Annotated in this window: 16 protein-coding genes and 1 CRISPR repeat array; of the genes, 7 read left to right on the plus strand and 9 right to left on the minus strand. The window is 65.4% G+C overall.

The window, feature by feature from the left end:
* Nucleotides 1-69: 69 nt before the first annotated feature.
* The 8 genes from B047_RS16635 to B047_RS0109855 form a co-directional block, all read right to left on the minus strand.
* Nucleotides 70-1,176, minus strand: a complete 1,107-nt coding sequence (locus B047_RS16635) for an FAD-binding oxidoreductase (RefSeq protein WP_018466788.1) — start codon at nt 1,174-1,176, stop codon at nt 70-72.
* Complete coding sequence (locus B047_RS18230) at nt 1,155-1,466, minus strand: hypothetical protein (protein ID WP_211209148.1); 312 nt, start codon at nt 1,464-1,466, stop codon at nt 1,155-1,157. Before B047_RS18230 ends, B047_RS16635 begins: the two co-directional genes overlap by 22 nt.
* Before the next feature lie 821 nt (nt 1,467-2,287).
* Entirely contained in the window at nt 2,288-3,082 is a 795-nt protein-coding gene (gene cas6, locus B047_RS0109830) for a CRISPR system precrRNA processing endoribonuclease RAMP protein Cas6 (protein ID WP_018466789.1), read from the minus strand.
* Entirely contained in the window at nt 3,082-3,831 is a 750-nt protein-coding gene (locus B047_RS0109835) for a hypothetical protein (protein ID WP_018466790.1), read from the minus strand. The genes cas6 and B047_RS0109835 overlap by 1 nt, the downstream gene beginning before the upstream one ends.
* Before the next feature lie 8 nt (nt 3,832-3,839).
* A complete protein-coding gene (locus B047_RS0109840; protein ID WP_018466791.1) occupies nt 3,840-4,925 on the minus strand; it encodes a DevR family CRISPR-associated autoregulator in 1,086 nt (361 codons plus the stop codon).
* Nucleotides 4,922-6,325, minus strand: a complete 1,404-nt coding sequence (locus B047_RS0109845; protein ID WP_018466792.1) for a hypothetical protein — start codon at nt 6,323-6,325, stop codon at nt 4,922-4,924. The genes B047_RS0109840 and B047_RS0109845 overlap by 4 nt, the downstream gene beginning before the upstream one ends.
* The gene (locus B047_RS0109850; protein WP_084784985.1) at nt 6,316-8,859 is read right to left on the minus strand and encodes a CRISPR-associated helicase/endonuclease Cas3; all 2,544 of its coding nucleotides are present in this window, start codon (nt 8,857-8,859) and stop codon (nt 6,316-6,318) included. Before B047_RS0109850 ends, B047_RS0109845 begins: the two co-directional genes overlap by 10 nt.
* A gap of 231 nt (nt 8,860-9,090) precedes the next feature.
* A complete protein-coding gene (locus B047_RS0109855; protein ID WP_018466794.1) occupies nt 9,091-10,059 on the minus strand; it encodes a helix-turn-helix transcriptional regulator in 969 nt (322 codons plus the stop codon).
* A gap of 178 nt (nt 10,060-10,237) precedes the next feature.
* On the opposite strand from B047_RS0109855, the gene cas4 reads away from it, so the two are divergent.
* From cas4 to B047_RS0109880, 5 genes are all read left to right on the plus strand, one after another.
* Nucleotides 10,238-10,810: a CRISPR-associated protein Cas4 gene (cas4, locus tag B047_RS0109860; RefSeq protein ID WP_018466795.1), complete on the plus strand. Its 573-nt coding sequence runs from the start codon at nt 10,238-10,240 to the stop codon at nt 10,808-10,810.
* Nucleotides 10,810-11,790 carry a CRISPR-associated endonuclease Cas1 gene (gene cas1, locus B047_RS0109865; RefSeq protein WP_018466796.1) on the plus strand — a complete coding sequence of 327 codons (981 nt, stop codon included), beginning with the start codon at nt 10,810-10,812 and terminating at the stop codon, nt 11,788-11,790. Before cas4 ends, cas1 begins: the two co-directional genes overlap by 1 nt.
* Nucleotides 11,791-11,799: 9 nt before the next feature.
* Nucleotides 11,800-12,081 carry a CRISPR-associated endonuclease Cas2 gene (gene cas2 / locus B047_RS0109870; RefSeq protein WP_018466797.1) on the plus strand — a complete coding sequence of 94 codons (282 nt, stop codon included), beginning with the start codon at nt 11,800-11,802 and terminating at the stop codon, nt 12,079-12,081.
* A gap of 243 nt (nt 12,082-12,324) precedes the next feature.
* Nucleotides 12,325-13,288: direct repeats of the CRISPR family, unit length 36 nt; unit sequence GGCGTAAGCTCGAGATACTCCGTAGGAGATTGAAAC.
* Nucleotides 13,289-13,625: 337 nt separating this feature from the next.
* Nucleotides 13,626-15,161, plus strand: a complete 1,536-nt coding sequence (locus B047_RS0109875) for a S8 family peptidase (RefSeq protein ID WP_026234785.1) — start codon at nt 13,626-13,628, stop codon at nt 15,159-15,161.
* A 310-nt stretch (nt 15,162-15,471) separates the two neighbouring features.
* Nucleotides 15,472-17,403 carry a DNA topoisomerase subunit B gene (locus B047_RS0109880; protein ID WP_018466799.1) on the plus strand — a complete coding sequence of 644 codons (1,932 nt, stop codon included), beginning with the start codon at nt 15,472-15,474 and terminating at the stop codon, nt 17,401-17,403.
* 91 nt (nt 17,404-17,494) lie between these two features.
* Here the strand turns inward: B047_RS0109880 and B047_RS0109885 are convergent, their stop codons facing one another.
* On the minus strand, nt 17,495-19,651 hold the full coding sequence (locus B047_RS0109885) for a glutamine synthetase III family protein (protein ID WP_018466800.1): 2,157 nt from the start codon (nt 19,649-19,651) through the stop codon (nt 17,495-17,497).
* Between the two features lie 509 nt (nt 19,652-20,160).
* On the opposite strand from B047_RS0109885, the gene B047_RS0109890 reads away from it, so the two are divergent.
* Entirely contained in the window at nt 20,161-20,706 is a 546-nt protein-coding gene (locus B047_RS0109890; RefSeq protein WP_018466801.1) for a hypothetical protein, read from the plus strand.
* A gap of 43 nt (nt 20,707-20,749) precedes the next feature.
* A complete protein-coding gene (locus B047_RS0109895) occupies nt 20,750-23,089 on the plus strand; it encodes a hypothetical protein (RefSeq protein ID WP_157205880.1) in 2,340 nt (779 codons plus the stop codon).

A 23,089-nucleotide genomic window follows, 5' to 3' on the forward strand; every position in this document is an offset into this window, starting at 1 on the left:
GCTTAAGCGGCGCTTGCCGGGAAGCGACGAGGGCCGGGGGGACGTCCCCCGGCCCCGGCGTCGGGCGGTTCACCCTCGAGACGGGATGTTCTGGTTGCGCCGGAAGAGGTTGCCGGGGTCGTAGCGGCGCTTGACGGCCACCAGCCGCTCCCAGGTCGGGCCCGGGTAGGCCGCGCGGACCCGCTCGGCCCCCTCGTCGCCCAGGAAGTTGACGTAGGCGCCGCCGTCGCCCTGGCGCAGGGCCGCCGCGAAGCCCTTCACCCAGGCCTCCTGCTCGGCCCGGTCGTGGGGGCCGTAGAAGGCGGCGACGTTGGCCATGATGCGGCGGCCGCGGTGGGCGAAGGCGGTGGCCTCCACGGGCACGCGGGCCATCGCCCCGCCCAGCACCCGAAGCTGCGCCACCCGCATGGCGGCGGTGGAGGAGCGGAGGTGCTCGAGGACCGTCTCGGCCACGCCCCGGTCGACGGCGTCGAGGAACATCGTGCGGGCCACCGCCGTCGGGCGGTAGCCCTCCTCCTCCGGCGGGTAGACCTCGGGGTAGCGCATGGGGCGCAGCAGGTCTACGAGGGGTGGGGCCAGCCTGCGGAAGGGGGCCAGGGCCCGCTCCCCGGCCTCGGCCTCGCCCGCGTAGGCCATCAGGGCCATCAGCACCAGCTTGCCGTGGTGCTCGGCGGGCACGAAGGGCATCGGCGGGGCGGGCATGACGTTGACGATGGCCGAAAGCTCCTCGGGCGCGGCCTCGGCCTCGGCGATGAAGCCGGCAATGACCTCGGGCGTGGCCGGGAGCAGGAGCATCCCGCCCACCACGGAGTCCACCGGGTGCAGCCGGAACTTGAAGCGGGTCACGACCCCGAAGTTGCCCCCGCCCCCGCGCAGGGCCCAGAAGAGGTCGGGGTGGTGCTCCTCGTCGGCGTAGAGGAGCTGCCCGTCGGCGGTCACGACCTCGGCGGCGAGCAGGCTGTCGACGGTGAGGCCGTGCTTGCGCACAAGGTAGCCGATCCCCCCGCCCAAGGTGATCCCCCCGATCCCCACCGAGCCGGTGTCGCCGAACCCGGTCGCCAGGCCGTGCGCCCCGGTGGCCTCGGTGTACTCGCCCGCGGTCAGGCCGGCCTCGGCCCAGGCCGTGCGAGCCTCCACGTCGACGTCCAGGGCCTTCATGTCGCGCAGGTCGAGCACGATGCCCCCCTCGACCGTGCTGTGCCCGGCCCCGCTGTGCCCCCGCCGCGGACGGCGAGCTCGAGGCCGCTCCCCCGCGCCAGCGCGACCGCCCGGGCCACGTCGTCGGCGTTCGCCGCCCGCAGGATCACCGCCGGCCGGGCGTCGATGCCCCCCATGAAGACGGTGCGGGCCTCGTCGTAGCCCGGGTCGTCCGGCGTGATGACCCGGCCGCGGAAGCTTCCGCGGAGCTGGGAGATGGAGAGGGCGGGGTGAATCTGGGCCGAGGGGGAGTGAGGTTCGTTCGCCATAAAATTTCCTCCTGCTCTTGCTTGAGGGGCCGTTCTCCTGTTTAGAGCATACTGCTTACATCTATTACGATGATAACATATCAAGGTTCTAATTTGCAATCCTTTGCTACGGAAACCGTAGCGTTCAGCGGTGCCCGCCGCCCCCCTTCACCTGCCGCTCGCGCGCCAAGCGGCGCAGCATCACCCGGTGGAGCCGTCGTGCTCGAGGCGCTTGAGGGCCGCAGGTCATGCGGCCTTCCCTGGCTTCCCGCTGCTGCCGCTTCGCCCGGGGCCGGCCTCTGGGCCACCTCCGCGAGTTGCAGGTTAGCGGCTGAGCCCCTGTCGCGCCTCCGACTTAAGCCCGAGGCGGGCCCGGCGGGGGTTAACAACCAATTGAGCAAGGGCTGTCGGACCTGCGCTACCAGCGCTTTCAATCCTCTACGAGGTTAAGCGCCTTTGCAACCACCTCTCGCCTTGAGCGGGAGGAAGAACTTGCTGGCCTTTCAATCCTCTACGAGGTTAAGCGCCTTTGCAACCGAGTCGTCGCAGCGCTCGGTCTCGGCCTGCATCTTTCAATCCTCTACGAGGTTAAGCGCCTTTGCAACGCCCCGATCAGGCATCCTGTTCGTCACAGCCTTTCTAGCTCCGAAATCGCACACGGCGTGTGGACTTTTCCTAGTCTACACGAACTGACGCCCTCGAGGCAGCATGAGACCCGTTCCTGACGGGTACGCACGCGAGCTTAGCCTGAGTGTGCAAAAGGTGGGGTCTGGTCTACGTCCAGGACAGTAAAAGCCCCCATTCAGGGGGCTTTGGGCCGAGAAGTGGCGTTCGCGCTCGCGTCAGTAGGGCGTGGTGAGCCCGAGGCCGTAGGCGGTCTTGGCCCCTACCCCAGCGTAGAAGGCGTACGCCTGCAGGATTCCTAGTGCCCGCTGCGCCTCGAGGCTGTCGCTGTGGCAGTGCACCTCCACCGCCCCGGTGAAGCCGGGGAAGAACCCCTTGGCGGCCTGGGCCCGCTCGAACCGGAGGTCGGCGAAACGGGTGAGCTCGAGGTCGAGCTCGAAGACCGCCAGCAGCGCAGCGGCCTCGACCTCCGGGAAGCGCAGGGGGCTGTGGTGCTGCCAGCTCGATAACAGGGACTTGGCGATGAGGAGGGGGTCCGGTAGGGGGGTGTGGCGGGCGCGCCGACCGGGCTTGGAGGTAGCGAACACGGTGGGGGTGCGGAAGCGCAGGCGCAGGCAGCGGGTGGGCGGGGCCGCGGCCAGCTCTTCCCAGGTGCGGCGGCCGGCGAGGGGGCTGCCCTGGGGGGTGGCCACAACCCGGGCCAGGCGGTACGGGTGGTCGCCCAAGGCCAGGCCGTCCACGCCCTCGCGGAGGAGGACCCCCAGCAGCGGGCCGAACAGACCGTCATCGAGGGTGGTTATCCGCAGCACCACCTCCCCTCCCCTACCCGCTGGCGGGGAGGGCTCGAGCGCCGCCAGCGTGAAGGGCTTGCGGGGAGCCGCGTGGACCGCGGCGGCCAGAGCCGGGTCGAGCTTGCCCAACAGCGCGAAGAACAGGCCGTGCGCGTAAAGCCCGGGGTAACGCAGGGGGCGGGGGTCGCTCGAGGTCAGGTGGAGCAGGAAGGCGTGGGGCATCAGCCTCCCCCACCGCGACGGAACACCTTCACGTTGCCGGAAGAGTAAACCTGCCCCTCGACCAAGTAAGTGCCCAGCCGGTAGTGCTCCTTGAGCCGCTGGCTAGGGAGCAGGCGCTCCAGGGTGAGTGCCTTATCCTGGGCCTTCTGCTTGCCTTTAGCAGGGGGAAATAATCGCTCACGCCCCTCGAAATCGGCGAGCTGCAGCACCACGTAGTCAGCAACCCTGGTCATATCGGCGTCCTCCAGGGACACCGCGCAGTCGGGCGGGGGTTCAGCCACCGGCTCAACTTCCCCCTGGCAACTCACCAGGGAGTCTTTGGCGCCGAGGTAGGGGATGCGCTCGAGGGCCTCCGCCACGAGCCCGCGATGCTCGGCCGGAACTAGTACGTAGACCTCGAGAGCCCCGTCGATCAGGGCGAACTCGCGGAAGTGCGGCGAGATCTTGTAGCCCGCACCGGTATTTTTGTCGAGGTCGCCTGCGTCCTTTGGCGGGCGCACGTAGCGCATGATGCCCCGGTAGATGACCGCACCCCGTGGGGGGCGCACCCGCACCTTCAAGGGCAACAGCTCCAGCAGGGCCTGGGCCTTCCCCCGCTCACCCTCGCGCAGGTACGCGGCTAGCATGGCCATCTGCACCGTGAGGGGCGAGGGCACCGCCGGGTTGACGGCGCTGATGGCTACCGTGTCGGGCATGCGGTAGTGGAAGGAGTGCGTCAGAAAGCGGGCCCGTAACCAAAGCTCCGACATGGCCGCTCCTACAGGCCGATCGCGGCCCGGGCCTGGTCGAAAGCCCTAGCCAAACCGGGCAGGCCATCGAACTCGAGCGCGCGGTAGCGCCCGGGCTTGGCCTCTGCCAGCGTGGCGAGCTCGGCTCTGTAGCGCGGGTTGGGCTTGATGCGCTCGGCGAGCGGGCTGCCCTCGGCGTCGTACCTGAGCTCGACCTCGATGGGGGAACGGAAGGGAGCGGGCCCGAAGTTCGAGAGCACCAGGATGCCCTCGAGCTGCCCCGTGTGCTGCAACCAGCCGGCCTGCTTCGCCCCCGCCGGGGAGAGCAGCCACTGCTCCCAGGCGTCGAGCAGTGCTGCCGCCCGCTGGCGACGCTGCTCGTCGTCCAGGTGGAGGTCGTTGCGATCCGGCGCGAGCCAGGCCCAGTCGTTGTAGCCGATGCGCCCCAGGTCGAGCCGGGCCACCCCGCCGTACACCGCCGCCCGCATGTTCTGGGTGAAGAGGTTGTGCTGCCCGTCGGGGCGGTAGGCGGCGTGCTGTGAAAACTCCACGATGGCTGGCGTTTCGGAAATAAGCCATCCTACATCAAAAACCGAGTCGCGCTTCAAGGTTCCCTCGACGCCGTAATCCTTTCCATCGCGCTGCACCTTCTCTTCTTTGCTTATCGCTGCCAAGAAGCCCCCTACATCAACGATTGCGCAACACTCCAACAGTTTACGTGATGCGACCGCGAAGTGCCTTGGTTCCATCTTTAGAATTGCTTTTTTCTTCTTTTCCTCTTGAGTACCACCCCCGTCTTTTTCCCCATCCCCCTTGTCCTCAATCGGTTGAATCTCAGAGTTCTGTGCAATCCACTCCTTAACAAGATCCTTTGCCCTGTCCGAATGAAGCCCTTCGCCTGCCAAGCTAAGCGGAAGCTTCTTAGACTTCGCGATGCGCACGAAGTTCTCCAAGACGTGGCGGCGGACCATCTCGCCCGAGATGCCGTCGTAATTATGACCGCCCACGCTGATGCGCCGCGGCTCCATCACGTTGGTCCCGCTGCTGCCCTCGTTGTTCATGGCGTGGAACGCCAGGCCGATGCGGAAGCTGATCGAAAGGCTGGTGTAATTCATGCTTCTTCTCCTTGGGCGGCTTCGACGGCCTCGAGTTTGGCGGGCTGATACTTCATGCTGGCCAGCACGCGCAGCAAGAAAGCGGTCTTATGAGCGGGGAAAGTGCGCTGGTCATGAGCCGACAGAACTTCCTCAGAGCTCAGCGAGTCCATGGCCTCCTTGAGGTTCTTCGCCAGCCATTTCCGCTCCTTCTCCGCCCTCGCGAGTGCCCTCGAGAGGATCTTGGCGACCTCCGCGTAGAACTTCTCGGGCTTGTCGGCGCGCTCGAGGCCGATGTACGCCCCGATCCAAGCGCCCTCGCGCTCACCACGAAAGACCTCGCCCAGTGCCTTCACCAGGGCCTCGCTGGGGGGTGGGATCTGCCTAGCTTCTGCCATTTTCATCGCCTCCTGTATCGACACCAGGGTTCCCAAAAGCTCACTAGCCGCCGCCCGCACATAGCCCCGCACATTAACGGGCAGACTTTCGTCTACCAGCACCCTCGCCTTGGCCCGCGCCATCGCCGCCAGGGTGTCCATCGAGGGGTTCTTGAGGAAGTCCGCCAGCAGCCGCGCCAGGTCGAGCGGCACGCCCGCCTCGAGGCTGCGGGTGCGCTCGAGGTAGCCCAGGGCTTCGTGGGCGAACTCCTTCACGCCCGCGAAGGCCACGCACAACCGGTGCAGCCCGAGGAGGCCGCTGTAGTAGAACCCCCTCCCGCCGTGGTAGGCGAAGGCGAAATCCTGTATGCGGTACCTCAGGCCGAGGTCGGCAAGGATCCCGAGCGCGGCGAACACCGCCGAGATCGCGCCGCCAGCGCGGTGCTGGTAGCGCTGTCTGAAGGTGATGAAAGGGGTCATGGGCTGGACCGAGTTTTCCAACACGGGCAGCACCGTGGTGACCTCGTCGTTGCCGTAGGCCAGGGCGGCCTGGGTGAGCCCCAAGGTCGCCACGAGGATCTCAGGGACAGGGCGCTTGCCCGGCAGCCCCCGCTGGGACGCGAGCACCCCGTACTGGGCGGCGTCGGGGCTGCGGGCTCCCGTCAGCCAGGCGGGCTCGAGGTAGCGCGAGACGCCCTCCTGCTTGGCCTTTTGCAGCACCTCGGCCTTTGGGGGCCTGGCCTCGAAAAAGCCTTCGACCTCGCCCCGGGAGGCCTCGAGCTCGTTCAGGACGACCAGTGTCGTCTGCTCCACGCGTTCTAAACCCTTGCCCTTGAGGCGCTCGCCGTAGTTGGCGGGGTTGGCCCCCACCACGGGGCCGGAAAGCTCCCAGTGCGTGCGCAGGTCGCGCAGGCTCGAGGCCCCCGAGCCGAAGAACAGGTGCATCGCCCCCACCAGTTGGCAGGCGTCGTAGAAGGGGAAACCCGTCTTCTGGACGTAGTAGGTCTTGGTCGCCACGCCCAGCCGTCCGAACTTCAGCGGCACAACTCCACCTCCCGCTCCCCGCTCGCCTCCCAGTCGCCCACCTTGATCATCCGGCTGGCCAGCACGTAGAAGGGGTAGTAGTCCTCGGATGGGCTCGGCGTGTCGAGGACGTAGGTGTGTTTCCCCTCTATCAGCTCGTAAGTGCTGGCGTCGTTGATGTGGTCGAAAAGCCCCGGGGCGATCAGCGCCTGTATCGGCTCGGAGTCCTCGCCGAGCTCGTCCCGCAGGAGCTGCTGAATTTCCTCGAGAACCCCCTCGTGCAGCTCGAAGGGCTGCCATTTCAGCGTCCCGTCCAGCTCACCCAGCGAGTGATGCCGCGCAGCGGCCAGGGCGATCAGCTCGGCCAGTCGGTCTACCTTGCCCTGCTCGTCGACCACACCGAGTTGATAGAACAGGTAGCGCAGGGCGGGCAGGGCGTGGAAGGCGTGGGGCGGGAGTTCCCCGACCCTCACCCCCTCCTTGCTCTTCGCCCAGAACTCTCCCTCACGCCAGCCGATCGCCCGCTGCCAGCCCTGGCTCAATTTCCCGATATCGTGCAGCAGCGCGGCCAGGCGGATCATGCTCTCGAGGGTCTGGGCGAACTGCTCGGCGCTTTCCAAGGCCCCTCTCGCCTGCATCTGCTCGGCGATGTGGAAGATCCAGGCCGAGTACTTCGACTTCAGCATCGAGTCCACGGCGCGGTAGACCCTCGAGCAGTGCGCCCGCCAGCCCTGAAAGTTGTGCTTGGGCGGCTGGGCCTGTTCGCTGAGGCGGGGCACCACGGGCGTGATCAGGCCGTGGACAGGCTCCACGTAGTCCACCTCGCCAAAGCTCAGGCCCACGGTGGGTGAGTAACCGGCCCGGGCCTGCGGGAGTATGTACGTGTGGTTGGGCCGCACCCGCTCGGCTCGCTGCAGCAGGTAGAGGGGTTTGTCGTACCTCTCTTCCTTCACCAGCTTGAGTTCCCACAGGTCCTGCTCCTCGAGTCTGCGGGCGAAGCGGCCGTAGCTCACCGGGATGCTCTCGAGGGTGTCGCGCTGGTAGGGCTTGAGCAGGTTTTGCTGTGCGAGGTAGCGCTCGAACTCCGAGAGGTTCTCCCCGCCTTCACCCCCAACGACCTCGGTGCCTGCGACGTTCCGGGGAGGCTCGCTGACCACCACCACCTGAACGTTGTTGATCTCGCGCAGGGTACCCTCGAGCACGTCCGCGCTGCGGCTGTGAAAGGTTTGGTCGAGCAGGCCGAGCGCGTCCGCGATGGTGATGGACTTCGTCTTCGGCGCGGGCTGCGGCAGTTCCACCCGCTCGCCCTTTCTGGCCTTCTTGATCTCGGCGTCCCTGCGGCTGACGTTCTCGCCGCGGATGAAGTGCGCGTAGTAGGCGTCCAAGACCTCATCCACCAGCTCGTTCTCGGCGGTCCAGTCGAGCCGGAAGCTGTCGCCGCGGTTGTGCAGGGCGGCCTCGGTGCGTCTCACCAGGTCTTCGCCGTAGGGGATGTGGTTCCGCTCACGCCTGGGCCGGTAGACCACGAACCGGCCTTCCGGCTGGGTGTCGAACCGGGCGCAGCGCCCCGCCCGCTGGATTAGGCTGTCGACGGGGGCGAGCTCGGAGAGCACGACCGGGGCGGAGATGTTGATCCCCGCTTCGCCGACCTGGGTGAGGACGCAGACGGCCCGGGCCGTAGAGCCCCGGCCGAAGACCTCGAGCAGGCGCTCCTCGACGGCCTTGCGGTGGCTGGGCGCGAAGTTGGAGTGGGCCAGGAACAACTCCTCGGGGCCGAGCCGGGGCTGAAGCCGCCGGTAAAGCTCGACGGCGGCGTCGACGGTGTTGACGAAGGCGATCACCCGTCCGTGGGCCTTGAACTCCTCGAGGACGCGCTCGGCAGGCTGCTCAACCTCCTCGAGGCTCAAGGTAACCCTCCGCCAGCCGTCGCGGGCCTGGACGTCGGCGGAGCTCAGCTCTACGGCCTCCAGGCCCACCTGCTCCACCAGGAACTCGCGCACCGACTTCGGCAGCGTCGCCGTCATCACCGTCGAGAGCAGGCCCCAGCGCTTGCGCTGCTGCAACACGGCGTACAACAGGGGCAAGCCGCGCTCGGGCCCCAGGAGGTGCACCTCGTCGAACACGCTGTACGAGGCCACGATCGCCCCCGCCACGGCGTGCCCGCTCCTGCTGGAGAAGCTCAGGGGTGCCCCCGCGAAGCCCGCGAGGTACTGGTCGATGGTGGTGACCCCTACCCGCTCGGCGAAGATCTCGCTCTCCTGCTGCTGACCGTGGTGGATGGCGGGCCGGTACACCTCGCCGAAGCCCTGCCGCTCGAGCAGCTTTGCGATGTCCTTTGCCACGCTGTTGGTCAGGGCCCGCATCGGGAGGACGTGCAGCAGCCGCGTCCCCAAAAGGGCATCGCGAGCAGGGGCAGCCGGGCTGGCCGGCAATGCCTGGGTGAAGCCCAGCGCGCTCCCCACGGATTTCCCTATACCTGTAGGGGCATGGAGCAGCACCGATCTTCCACGCCTCAGGGTGTTCGCTGTCTTGGTTTGGAACTCCCGGAAATCCATCGAACCTCCGCTCTATTCAGGATGCAAAACCCCTGTCGCAGCGTCGGGCGACAAGGAACGGTTCCCTATTACAGGTAAACTATACCCAGTTTGAAATACCGGGGTTAAATGTCACTGCACAGTCCAGACGGGTGCCTCTTCTGCTACGCTGGCTCGTGATCGCACACGGGGATGACAGCCCCGCCAAGCGTGAGGGGGTGATCCCGCCGCACGACCTGGCCCGGGGACAGCTCATTGGTTCAGGTAGGCAAGCTCGAGGCAGTGCCGGCGCACCTTCTCGCGCAGGTGGTCAGGCGCGAGAACCCGCAAGCCCTTCCAGGAGGCTACCCACCACACCAACTCCTCGGTTATGGGCACCGTGAGCTTGTAGATCAGCGACCCGTCGTCCTGGGGAAGCAGCTCCCGGCTGGGGTGGCGCTGAACCTCGGCGGCCGCCTTGGCGTTGTGGGCCGGGAAGTGCAGCACGACCTCCTCGGGCTCGCCGTCGCCGCCGAAGGTTCCGAAGCTGCGCTCGACGTAGGCCTGGGGGTCGAAGTCGGGCTCGGGGAAGGTCAGGGTGTCGGGCACCTTCTGGCCCTCGCGCCAGGCTACCGCGACCTTGGCCTCGAGGATCCGGTCGAGGCGCAGGTGCATCAGGCCGCCGCCCGGCTTGTGGCTGAAAGTGTGGCTGCGGCCAGCGAGGTAGTAGTGTCCGTTCCAGAAGATGATCCGGTAGGGCTCGAAGGTGTGCTGGTTGAGGCTGCGCTTGACGTTGGTGGGTCTGTAGGTGAGCTCGAGCACCTTGCGCTGCTCGATGGCCGCCACGACCCGCTGATACACATCCGGGGCAATTTCGTCGTAGGAGTGGTAATAGACGACCGAGGAGCGCGCGAGCTTACTACCGATGAGGGTTTTGCGCAAGACCTCGAGGGCCTCAGCGGCATAGGGCGTGAGGCGGCGCACGCTCTCCACCGCCGCCACCAGGTCGTGGGCTTGCTGCGCGCTGAGGCTGAACTCGAGGCGCTCGGCGTCGCGGTTGCGGCTGGCCAACCGGAAGCGACCGCGCTCGCGCACGATGTTGTAGCCCCGGTTTTCACAGCGCTGGATCACCCGGTACACGCTGGCTCGGCTGATGCCCAAATGCTCTGCCAACTCGACCGCGCTCAGCGCCGCGCCACCCTCGAGGCGCTGGATCAGACGGATGTCGTTCTCGTTGGTCATGGCGGTCCTCACACAACCGGCAACGTGGGGCTCGAGGCCGCCCGCTCCGGCTATTGCGATCCGTTCTTAGCTAATCATGACCGATCCGGGGCCTGGACCAAGTTCATCGTTCCCGGCCGAGCTTCGCGGGGCCTCGAATTCGCCCGATGCTGCGACAAGGCTTTGCTAAAGCTGGCCTATGGACGAGGCCCACTACCTACCCGTCTCCAAGGTGAACACGGCGGTCTTCTGCCCCCGCCGGTTCTACCTCGAGTACGTCCTGGGCGAGGTCCACCGCAACCACCACGTCATCGAGGAACACCACCTACACGCTCGGGCCTATACCGAGCGGGGCGAGCGCAGCGGGGTGTGGGTCTGGTCGGACCGGCTGGGGCTGGTGGGGGTGGTGGATCGCATCGAGTACGCCGGCGGTGAGCCCGTGCTGGTGGAGTACAAGAAGGGGCGGGCCTTCCCGCAAGCCAACGACTCCGACGCCGTGCAGCTCGCCGCCCAGGCGCTGTGCCTGGAGGAGTCGCGCGGCGAGCGGGCGCGCCGGGGTGCCGTCTACTACCACGCCAGCCGGACCCGCCGCGAGGTGGCGCTCACCCCCGAGCTGCTGGGCCGCGCCGAGGTGGCCGTGGCCCACATGCGCCAGCTCCTGCAAAGCCCCAGGCCGCCGGGGGTGGCGGTGCCACCTAGCAAGTGCGCGGGGTGCAGCACCCGGGAGGCCTGCCAACCCGAGCTGCTGCGCCGGGAGGAGGGCGGGGGCTGATGGGTGTGGTCTACGTGCTCGAGGACGGCTACCTCGCCAAGGACGGCGGCACTCTTAAAGTCTCGAAGCGGGACCCGGGCGGCGGCGAGACGCTGCTGGAGAAGCCCCTGATCGGCGTGGAGGAGATCGTGGTGCTCGGCAACGCGGTGGTCACACCCGCCCTCCTCAAGCACTGTGCCGAGGAGAACATCGGCCTGCACTACGTCTCCACCAGCGGCAGGTACTTCGCGGGGCTGACCCGCACCCCCGCCAAGAACGCCCCGGCGCGGGTGGCCCAATTCGCCGCCCACCTCGACCCCGCGCGCAAGCTGGCCCTGGCCCGGCGCTTCGTGCTCGGCAAGCTTCGCAACAGCCTGACCCTGCTGCGTCGCAACGGCGCCGAGGGCTGGGAGGGGATCCGGTGGGCCATCGGCGAGCTCGACAAGGCGGCGGACGAGGGGGCGCTGCGCGGGCTCGAGGGCAACGCCGCCGACGTGTACTTCCGCTCCTACGCCGCGCTGCTCCCGGAGGGCTTCCGCTTTTCAGAGCGAAACCGCCGCCCCCCGCGCGACCCCGCCAACAGCCTGCTCTCGCTGGCCTACACCTTCCTGGTCAAGGAGTGCGAGAGCGCCCTGCAGGTTGCCGGGCTCGACCCCTACGTGGGCTACCTGCACGAGGTCCGCTATGGGCGGGCCAGCCTAGCGCTCGACCTGATGGAGGAGTTCCGCAGCATCCTGGCCGACTCGGTGGTGCTGTCGCTGCTCAACAACCGCCGGCTCACCCTCGAGGACTTCGACGACGCCGAGGGCTACCCCAAGCTCCGCAAGGAGTCGTTCCCCAAGTTCCTGCGGGCCTGGGAGGAGCGCCTCACCGACCGGGTACGCCACCCGCTGCTGGGCAAAGCCTACAGCTACCGCCAGACGGTCCTGGTGCAAGCACGGGTCCTGGTCAAGCACCTGATGGGCGAGCTACCCGCCTACGAGCCCTTCACGGTGCGCTAGGGGTGCAGCATGGAGCTCTACGCCATCGTGGCCTACGACACCCCGTCCGACTCCAGGCGGGCCAAGCTTGCCCGCCTGCTCAAAGGCTTCGGCGAACGGCGACAGTTCAGCGTCTTCGAGTGCCGGCTCCGCCGCGAGCACTGGGCGCTGCTCAAGGCCAGGATTGAAGACCTGGTGGACAAGGACGAGGACGTGCTGGCCGTCTACTTCCTCCCCCCCGAGGCCGTGGGGCGCACCTACCGCATCGGGCACGAAGCCGTCAAGCGCTTGGACGAGCCCGAGTTCATCTAGAGCCCTCGAGCGCGAACGCCACTTCACCCGACCCCGGCCCCCGGGCCGGGGTTTTTCCCGTCCCCGGCAGGCCAAATTCCATCTCGAGTGCCCGCCTCGGTCAGGTGCCGCGTGCGTCACCGTGCCCGACGGCAAAAACGGCCCCTCGAGGTCCCGCGAGGCACTGGCTCGAGGGGGCGCTCGAGGCCGCATGCGAATTCGAGTCCGAGAAGGCCGACCTGCATTTGCCTTTTTCGGGAGGCTGGCGTAAGCTCGAGATACTCCGTAGGAGATTGAAACCCGCATCCTGGCCGCCGGGAGGCGATGGGGCAAGGCGTAAGCTCGAGATACTCCGTAGGAGATTGAAACCTCCGGGAGCTTCCCGGCCTCGACCTGAGCGGGGCTCGGCGTAAGCTCGAGATACTCCGTAGGAGATTGAAACGGGGTAGCGTCCACGATGTCCACCGGCGTCACCACGGCGTAAGCTCGAGATACTCCGTAGGAGATTGAAACGTGAACTTCTTCCGGGTGCTGCGCTCTCAGCCCGACGGCGTAAGCTCGAGATACTCCGTAGGAGATTGAAACATGATACGGGGTAGCTTCAGCGGACTACGCCAACTCGGGCGTAAGCTCGAGATACTCCGTAGGAGATTGAAACTGGGTGCGGGCCGCTGAGTTCGCTGCCATGCAGTGGCGTAAGCTCGAGATACTCCGTAGGAGATTGAAACAAAAAACTGGAAAGGAGATACCGTGAGCGATAAACGGCGTAAGCTCGAGATACTCCGTAGGAGATTGAAACTGCCCTCCTGATGGGGAAGGCCGAGGGCCTGGAGGGGCGTAAGCTCGAGATACTCCGTAGGAGATTGAAACTACATCCGCCCGCCCAGGGACGACATGCCCATCAGGCGTAAGCTCGAGATACTCCGTAGGAGATTGAAACAGGATCTACGCAGACAACCTATTCGTCAAAGGTCGCGGCGTAAGCTCGAGATACTCCGTAGGAGATTGAAACGCGATCAGGATGCGCCGGTCCAGGCGGTGGGCGATCGGCGTAAGCTCGAGATACTCCGTAGGAGATTGAAACCTGCTGTGCCCGTGCTACACCCCAGGCGAGCCTTGGGCGTAAGCTCGAGATACTCCGTAGGAGATTGAAACTAGCGCCAGATCCATCCGGTTCCATATCAGTGCCCATGGCGTAAGCTCGAGATACTCCGTAGGAGATTGAAACATGGTCTGGCAGGCGCCTCGTGCCACTCGTGGGCCAGCAGCGCATAGCAGGCTATATCCACGAAGCCGTAGGACCACTTCCAGTCCTGGCGGCGCACACCCTCGAAGGTGAAACCCAGGCGCTTGGCCAGCTGCCCGCGCAATCTGCTCCTTCTGCAGCCTTTGGAAGGTGGCAAAGGCCAGCTCGAGGCTCGGTACTTTGGTCTGAGCGACGCCGTGGAAGTGCTTTATGAGTTGCATCTAAAGAGGCGCTAATCCATCGGGCAGTTGACCAAGATCCACTCAGCGGTTTAGGATCCTGGACGGGCTTCAAAACCCAAACCGTTATGGAGGTTGATATGCGTCGATTTACGCTGTTGGCCGCGGTCTTGCTGGTACTAGCTGCCTGTACCTCCAGTCCGCAGGTCGCCGAGGACACCGGGGTCCCCGTCTTGGGGCTGGACAACCCCCAGGCGATCCCTGGGCAGTACATCGTGGTCTACAAGAAGGACGCCAGTGTGCTGCCCGCACTGCAAAGCCTGAAGGCAGGCTTGAGCGCGGGCGCGGTGCAGAGCCAGGCCCTCCAGAGCCTGGGGCTCGAGGGTGCCCAAGTGCGCCAGGCCTACACTACCGCCTTGCAAGGCGTGGCCGTGCGCCTCTCCGACGAGCAACTCAGGCGCCTACGCCAGGACACGCGCGTCGCCTACATCGAGGCCGACCAGGTGATGGAAGCCTGGGCCACCCAGAGCCCGGCTACCTGGGGCCTCGACCGCATCGACCAGCGCGACCTCCCGCTGTCCAATAGCTACACCTACAACTACACCGGCGCCGGGGTCCACGCCTACATCATCGACACCGGCATCCGCCGCACCCACGCCGAGTTCAGCGGGCGCATCGGCAATGGCTACGACGCGGTGACCCCCGGCGGCAGCGCCGACGACTGCAACGGCCACGGCACCCACGTCGCGGGCACCGTGGGCGGCAGCACCTACGGCGTGGCCAAGGGCGTGACCCTGCACCCGGTGCGGGTGCTCGACTGCAACGGCTCGGGCTCCAACTCGGGCGTGATCGCCGGGGTGGACTGGGTCGCCCAAAACCACGTCAAGCCCGCCGTCGCCAACATGAGCCTGGGCGGCGGGGCCTCCAGCGCCCTCGACAGCGCGGTCAACAACGCCATCGCCGCCGGCGTGACCTTCTCCATCGCCGCCGGGAACTCCAACGCCAACGCCTGCAACTACTCCCCCGCTCGCGTCGGCAGCGCCATCACCGTAGGCTCGACTACCTCCTCCGACGCCCGCTCCTCCTTCTCCAACTACGGAAGCTGCCTCGACCTCTTCGCTCCAGGCTCCTCCATCACCTCGGCCTGGTATACCTCCGACACCGCCACCAACACCATCAGCGGCACCTCGATGGCGACCCCGCACGTCGCGGGTGTGGCGGCGCTCTACCTGCAGGCCAACCCCAGCGCCACCCCCAGCGCCGTAGCCAGCGCCATCGTGGGTGGCGCCACTTCGGGCCGGCTCTCGAGCATAGGCAGCGGCTCGCCCAACCGGCTGCTCTACTCCCTGCTCGGCGGCAGCACGCCCCCGCCGCCCTCGGGTGAGACCTACACCGGCACCCTCAGCGGCAGCGGCGCGTACAACTACCACCCTGGCTCCACCGGCTTCAGCTACAGCGGCGGCACCCTCAGGGGCACCCTCACTGGCCCCTCCAACGCCGACTTCGACCTCTACCTGCAAAAACGCAACAGCTCGGGAAGCTGGAGCACCGTGGCCCGCTCCGAGAGCTACACCTCGAGCGAGAGCATCACCTACTCGGCCAGCTCGGGCACCTACCGCTGGCTGGTCTATTCCTACAGCGGATCGGGCTCCTACACCCTGAGCGTGCAGAAGTAGGCAGAAACCCCTGCCCCACTCCCCTCGAGCCGCCCTCGAGGGGAGTTTTCTCTGTGGGACCGGGCGTTCGACTTACGACGCACCCACTTCGCCCCTATCGGAATTAGGGGCAGCCTCACGATGTGCAAAATCAATGAAGAAAGCAATCCAGGACAAGCTTCACCTCGCTACGCAAAATCATGAAGCCCGTATGCATCGACTCGAGTCCTTCCTGATCACTCAATTTTATCCCGTTTAGAAGGTCATTTTCATCATCTCAGGCAATGTTCAGTTTTATTATGTTTTTTGCGTAATATGCTATAATGTCCGGGTGAGCACTGAGATCACCGCAAACTACGACGCATCCCAGATCAAAGTCCTGAAAGGTCTCGAGGGGGTTCGCCACCGCCCCGCCATGTACATCGGCGGGACGCAGTCGGATGGCTACCATCACCTCTTCAAGGAAATCCTGGACAACGCGGTAGACGAAGCCCTGGCCGGTTACGCCACCGAGATTATCACCACCCTGCACCCCGACGGCTCGATCACGGTCGAGGACAACGGGCGCGGTATCCCCGTCGACATCATGCCCGAGGAGGGTAAGCCAGCCGTAGAGGTTATTTACACCGTCCTGCACGCAGGAGGCAAGTTCGAGGAGGGCGCTTATAAAGTCTCGGGCGGCCTTCACGGGGTGGGAGCCAGCGTGGTCAACGCCCTGGCGGAGTACACCATCGTGGAGGTCTTCCGCGAGGGCAAACACTACAAGATCGAGTTCAGCCGCGGTGAAGTGACCAAGCCGCTCGAGGTCGTGGGCAGCGCGCCGGGAGGCAAGCGCGGCACCCGCGTGACCTTCATGCCCGACCACACCATCTTCGACCCCGGCCTCACCTTTGAGGCCAGCAAGCTCAGAAACCGGCTGCGCGAGGTGAGTTTCCTGGTAGCAGGCCTGCGGCTGGTCTTCAAAGACGAGCAACACCAGAAGGAAGAGGTCTTCTTCGACAAGGGCGGCGTGGCTTCCTTCGCCCGCTTTCTGGCGGGGAACGAGGAGTTGCTCTATGACAAAGCGGTGCTCTTGCAGGGCGACGTGGAGAACGTGAGCGTAGACGTGGGCCTCATCCACTCCAGGAGCTACAACGCCGAACTGGTGACCTACGCCAATATGATCCCCACCCGCGACGGCGGCACCCACCTCTCCGGCTTCAAGACCGCCTATACCCGCGCCATCAACGCTTACGCCAGGAAGGCTGGGCTGGTCAAGGACCTCGAGCCCACCGGCGAGGACCTGTTGGAGGGCATCTCGGCGGTGATCTCGATCAAGATCCCCCAGCCGCAGTTCGAGGGCCAAACCAAGGGCAAGCTCCTCAACCCCGAAGCCCAGACCGCCGTGAGCAAGGTAGTCTACGAAAAGTTCTCGGAGTACTTGGAGGAAAACCCCCGCATCGCCAAGCTGATCTACGAAAAGGCCCAGCGCGCCGCCCAGGCCCGTGAGGCCGCCCGTAAAGCCCGTGAATTGGTGCGCCGCTCTAACCCCCTCGAGTCCGACGACCTCCCCGGCAAGCTCGCCGACTGTCAATCCGAAGACCCCGCCGAGTCCGAGCTGTTCATCGTGGAAGGCGACAGCGCAGGCGGAAGCGCCAAGAGCGGGCGTGACCGCCGTTTTCAGGCCATCCTGCCCCTACGCGGCAAGATTTTGAACGTCGAGAAGGCCGGGCTTTCCAAAGCCCTCAAAAACGCTGAGGTGCGGGCCATGGTAGCGGCCATTGGCGCGGGCATCGGCAACCGGGACGGCGAGGAAGCGCACTTCGCCATCGAGAACCTGCGCTACCACAAGATCATCATCATGACCGACGCCGACGTGGACGGCTCGCACATCCGCACCCTGTTGCTGACCTTCTTCTACCGCTACATGCGCCCCATCATCGAGCAGGGCTACCTCTACATAGCCCAGCCCCCGCTCTACGGCCTGCGCGTGGGCAAGAGCAAGGAAGTGCGCTACCTCTTCGACGACGAAGCCCTCAAGAAAGCCCTGGCCGAGATCGGCGACAAGAGCTACGAGATCCAGCGCTTTAAGGGCCTGGGTGAGATGAACGCCGAGCAACTGTGGGAGACCACCATGGACCCGGCCAGGCGGGTGCTCAAGCGGGTGAGCATGGAAGACGCCCTCTACGCCGCCGAGATCTTCGAGAAGCTCATGGGCTCCGACGTGCAACCGCGCCGCGAATTCATCGAGGAAAATGCCCGCTTCGCCCAGCTCGACGTCTGATACCAGATTCAGTCGGCCGCCCCGCTTTGGCGGGGCGGCCGACTGAAGGGAGGGCTCTAGGATTCAAAAAGATAGCCCCTTGAATCCGGTATCACTTCACGAACAGCATCTCGCGGTAGCTGGGCAAGGGCCAGTGCTTGTCGGCCACGATGCGCTCGAGGGCATCGGCGGCCTTGCGCACCTCCTGCATGGCCGGGAGTACCTTATCGCGCATGTGGTAAGCCTTCTCGTGCACGCTGTCGCCGCCCAGCTCGGCGTTCTGCGCCTTGAGCTTCTCGAGCGCGTCGGAGAGGGCATCGACAGCCTTGCTGACCTGCTCGACGGTGCGGGCGAGGGCCTTCGACTTGACCCCTACCCCCGAAAGCTCGGCCAAGTAAGCCAGGGCACCGGGCAGGATCTGGGTCTGGGCAATCCACTCGGTCGTCTCCCCCTCGATGTTGACGGTCTTGAAGTACTGGTCGAACATGATCTCCTGGCGGGCCTCGAGCTCACGCTTGTTGAGCACGCCATACTTGGTGAACAGCTCGATGTTCTTCTCGTCGGTCAGGCGCTCGATGGCCTCGAGGGCGGTACGCAGGTTCAAAAGACCGCGCTTGGCCGCCTCCTTGTGCCAGGCTTCGGAGTAACCGTCGCCGTTGAAGACGATGCGGCTGTGCTTCTTGTAGGTGGACTTGAGCACTTCCTGCAAGGCGGCCTCGAAGCTCTTCTTTTTCTTCATCAAGGCCTCGACCTCGTCGGTAAGCGCGTCGATGGACTCGGCCACGATGGTGTTGAGCACGGTGATGGGCATGGAGATGCTCTGCGAAGAACCCACCGCACGGAACTCGAACTTATTGCCGGTGAAGGCGAAGGGCGAGGTACGGTTGCGGTCGCCCGCGTGGCGGGGCAGGGGCGGCAGCACGGGGGTGCCCAGGCCCAGCAGGCCAGCCGACTTGCCCGCAATGCTCTTGCCGCTCACCAGGCGCTCGAAGATATCGGTGAGTTCGGAACCCAGGAAGATCGAGAGGATGGCGGGCGGGGCTTCGTTGGCGCCCAAACGGTGGTCGTTGGAAGCCGAGGCCACGCTGATGCGCAGCAGGTCCTGGTGCAGGTCCACCGCGCGGATCACCGCCGCGCAGAAGAACAGGAACTGCATGTTATCGTGCGGGGTGTCGCCGGGCTCGAGCAGGTTCATCCCGGTATCGGTGCCCATGCTCCAGTTGCAGTGCTTACCTGAGCCGTTGATGCCCGCAAAGGGCTTCTCGTGCAGCAGGGCCACCATCCCGTAACGGCGGGCGGTGTTCTTCAGCGTCTGCATGATGAGCTGTTGGTGGTCGGCGGCGATGTTGGAGTGCTCGAAGATGGGCGCGATCTCGTACTGGCCGGGTGCAACCTCGTTGTGGCGGGTCTTGACCGGCACACCCAGCGCATAAAGCTGGTGTTCAACGTCGGTCATGAAGGAGAGCACCCTATCGGGGATGGAGCCGAAGTAGTGGTCCTCGAGTTCCTGCCCGCGCGGGGGCTTGGCCCCGAAGAGGGTGCGCCCGGTCATGACCAGGTCGGGGCGACGGTAGTAGAACTCCTCGTCGATGAGGAAGTACTCCTGCTCGGCGCCCAGGGTCGAGGAGACCTTGTTGGCGTCGGTTACGCCGAAGAGCGCCAGGGCCCTGAGGGCCGACTTGTTGAGCGCCTCGATGGAGCGCAGCAGGGGAGTTTTGAGGTCGAGGGCCTCTCCGGTCCAGCTCGCAAAGGCGGTGGGGATGCACAGCGTCGCGCCGTTGGAGTGGCGCAGGATGAAGGCCGGAGAAGTGGGGTCCCAGGCGGTGTAACCCCGCGCCTCGAAGGTGGCCCGCAGGCCGCCGGAGGGGAAGCTCGAGGCGTCGGGCTCCCCCTGGATGAGGTCCTTGCCGCTGAACTGGGCAATGGCCGAGCCGTCGCTGGTGGGTGAGACGAAGGAGTCGTGTTTCTCGGCGGTGGCTCCGGTGAGGGGGTGGAACCAGTGGGTGTAGTGGGTGGCTCCTTTTTCCAGCGCCCAGGTCTTCATGGCCAGCGCCACGGTATCGGCGATGGCCGGGTCGATGGGAGCTCCGCGCTCCATGGTGGCCTGCAAGGACTTCCAAACCGGCTTGCTCAAGCGCTGCCGCAACTCCTCGGGAGTAAGCACGTCGCGGGCGAACACCTCGTTCACCACGTCGCTGGGGAATTGCCGGGACATGCCGTCCAAACGCCAGTTGCGCGCCGCCGAAACAACATCGAATTCGTGGTTCATGAGCTCTCCGTTCTCCTTAGCCCTCAAGCCTCGTTTATGGGTAAACCGCACAGCCCTGACAATCTGTGCATATCGTTTTCCCATATCTTGACTTAAGACGGGATTACCCATCCCACTGTGCAGCATATCATGCATTTAGAGCATTTTGTCTAGTAGTTTTTGAGCAATTGACTACTCGTTGGTGAACACCGCGCATATTTTCATGCACGGTGACGCTGGGGGCTGAAGACCAGTCACCAGTCATATGGTCGGAGCAAGCCCAGCAGCCTCAGCCTTACGTCAACGGAGAATTGTGGTAACGCAATAAGTCATTCAGCCTAACGCAGGGCGATGGTGCTGCCCTCGTCAAACCAACATCGCTCCTCGGCAGGGAGGGGAGGCCCTCAGTTACCAGACTCGGTGAGCTCGTCATCTTGAATCCGGTATAATCCACATCCACCACCCGTCTATTGCACAAGGTATTGGCCCCCCTATTTTTCCGGGCGCCAGAGGCTCTATCCTGACAACAAATGAAAACAAAGGTGGTAGTCCCATTCTTTGGGCAGGGGCTTTTCTTCAGCCTCAGCAAGTGGCTGGTGGCAGCGGGTCTGGCGGTGACGCTGGGAGCGGCGACCCCAGGGCAGCCCTCCACTCAGGCCGATCCCTCCTTCTTCGCTCAGGCGGGCGACACCGAGCGGCTGCGCAACGCGCTGAGTCAGTTGCGCAACCTGGCAGGGCCGCTCGAGGCCGACCGGCTTCTGCTGGCTGAGCTGCGCAAGGACTTCCCCGACGACATGGACGAAGCCCAGGCCTACCTCGAGCGCCTCAAGGAGCTGGCCCTCAAGTCCGATCCGGCGCGCCTGGGGCCGCTGGCGACCCGCATGGTGGAGAAATCCCCACCCTACCTCAAGTGGCGCGACAAGGAGTACACCACCGCCGAGGAGGCGGCTAGGGAGTATGCCAGGAGCGGGGCCAGGGAGTTCCAAAACCTCTTCAACCAGTTCAACAACGCCGTCTTGCAGACGGTGGTCACCCACATCGACGCCCTGCTGAGTCAGCTCGAGTCGCTGCGCTAAACCCCCAACAACCCTAACCCCCTCTGCCTAGTGGAGGTAATAAATGCCCAATCGTCTGCTTGGAGCTTTATTGAGCACCGGGGTTTTGGCTCTGGGCTTAGGGATGGCCCAAAACATCGGGGGCTTCCCTCAGGAGGTACGCGCCGGTAGCTTGCCGGGACCCGTCGACTTTCTCAAGCCCATCGGACCTCACCTCTCCGGGCGGCTTTGGCTGCTGACGCAAGGCATGGAGCCCCGCCTCGCAGCGGCGCTGGCCGGGGAGCGCGAGGGTGAGGGCTTCCGCAGCGAGTATCAGCGGGTCCTGGGCCTCTTCCGCTCCTTCACCAATCCCCTTCTGCAAGCCCCAGGCGCGGCGGCGCTGGTGCCTTACCGCGAACCCGGACCCGCCTTCAGCCGGGGGGTGCTGGTGACCCGTGACCTGGGCGATATCCCCATCCAGACCGAACCCCATTTGGCCGTCAACCCCAAAGACCCCGACCACCTGGTGATGGGCGTGATCGACTACAACATGGCCTCGCTGGTGAGCTACGTCAGCCAGGACGGTGGAGCCAGTTGGGAGGGGCCTTTCCAGGCTCCCTACCTGCTCGACGACCTGGGCAGTGGTGGTGACCCGGTGCTGGCCTTCGACCGCCAGGGTCGCCTCTACATGACCGGCATCTCCATCGGCCTGGAGGAGTTCACGGTAGGACCCTTCGCCCTGTTCTCGTTGGTCTCGAGCATGTCCGTCGCCCGCTCCGACGACGGGGGCTTCAACTTCCCCAACACCTATTCCTCTGCCCGCAGCGACGTCATCACCGACAAGCTCTCCACCGACCGCCAGGGCCGGGTGCGCGGGGAGGTCTCGGTAGGCTTCCTCGACAAGCCCTGGCTGGCCGTGGGCCCCAACCCCAAAGACCCCACCAAAGACATCGTCTATGTGGTCTACACCGACTTCGAAACCGTCTACGAGCCGCTGTACGTGGACGAGATCCTTACCCTCTCGGCCCGCGAGACCCGCACCACCATCCGGCTGGTCAAGTCCGAAGACGGGGGAGCGACCTGGAGCCAGCCCCTCGCCGTGAGCCCCACCGTGCGCGAGACCTACGGCGAGGGCGACGGCGCCCCCGGTGACGGCGAAGCGCTGGGTACCCGGCGGGTGGTGCAGGGCGGCAACGTGGCCGTAGGCCCCGACGGCTCGGTCTACGTGGCCTACTTCGACTCCACCAACGACGAGAGCTTCAAGGGGCAGGGTGAAATCTACATCGCCCGCTCCACCGACGGCGGCAACACCTTCTCTAGGCCGGTGGTGGCCTCGAGCTTCAATGAAATTCCATTCCGTGCGCGCACCAACAACTTTCGCTTCTGGGCCAGCGGCTTCCCCCAGATGGCCATCGGGCCGCAAGGGGACGTGTACATCGTCTACGCCGCGCGGCCCAGCGACAAGAGCGCCGACGACGCCGACATCTACCTGGTGCGCTCGCAGGACGGAGGCAGGAGCTTTGGCCGACCCAAGCGCCTCAATGCCGATGAGACCAGCCGGGTACAGTTCTTCCCCGCCATCGCCGTCGACCCCAAAGGGGTGATCCACGTGATGTGGGGCGACACCCGCGACGACCGCTCGCAACTGCGCTACCACATCTACTACACCCGCTCGGAGGACCGGGGCGAGAACTGGGGCTTCGAGATCAAGGAACAGAACCTCAAAAGCGGTGACGTGCGGGTTACCGACTTCCCCTCCAACCCCAACAAGGGCTTCCCCGGCGGGCAGTTCATCGGGGATTACTTCTCCATCCGGGCCACCGACGAGGACGTGTACATGCTGTGGGCCGACAGCCGGCTGGGCGAATTCGGCGGCTTCAACCAGAAGATCGGCTTCGCCCGGCTGCGCTCGCTGCGCCAGCCCGAGATCTTCGCCTCGCCCTCGGCAGGCCCCGGCGGGCAGAGCGTGACCTTGCAGGGCTTCAACTTCCAGCCCGACTCCACCATCTTCGTGCTGCTGGGCGACGGGGTGATCGCCAGCACCCGCTCGAACCTCGAGGGCCGCTTCACCACTACCTTCTACATGCCCGTCACGGGCGAGGGGCCGCAGAACCTGCGCGTGGTGGACGCCTCGGGCAACCTCGCCAGCGGCTCCTTCTTCACCGAGTTCGGCTTCAACAACGTGCAGACCCTGCTGCGCCAGCTCCAGCAACCCTCCCCTGCCGCCAACACCCCCTCCAGCGACCCCCAGCTCGCCAAGCTGCTCGCGGAGATCCAGAAAAACCAAGCCCTCTACCAGCAGCTGCTCGCCCAGATCCAGCAGCTTCAGAAGAGCAATCAGGAGCTCTACACCCAGGTAATGAAGCGGCTCGAGGCCTTGCAGAAGGAAGTTCAGAAACTTCAGCAAACCCCGCCGAGGCGATAA

Source organism: Calidithermus timidus DSM 17022 (assembly GCF_000373205.1).
Lineage (GTDB): Bacteria > Deinococcota > Deinococci > Deinococcales > Thermaceae > Calidithermus > Calidithermus timidus.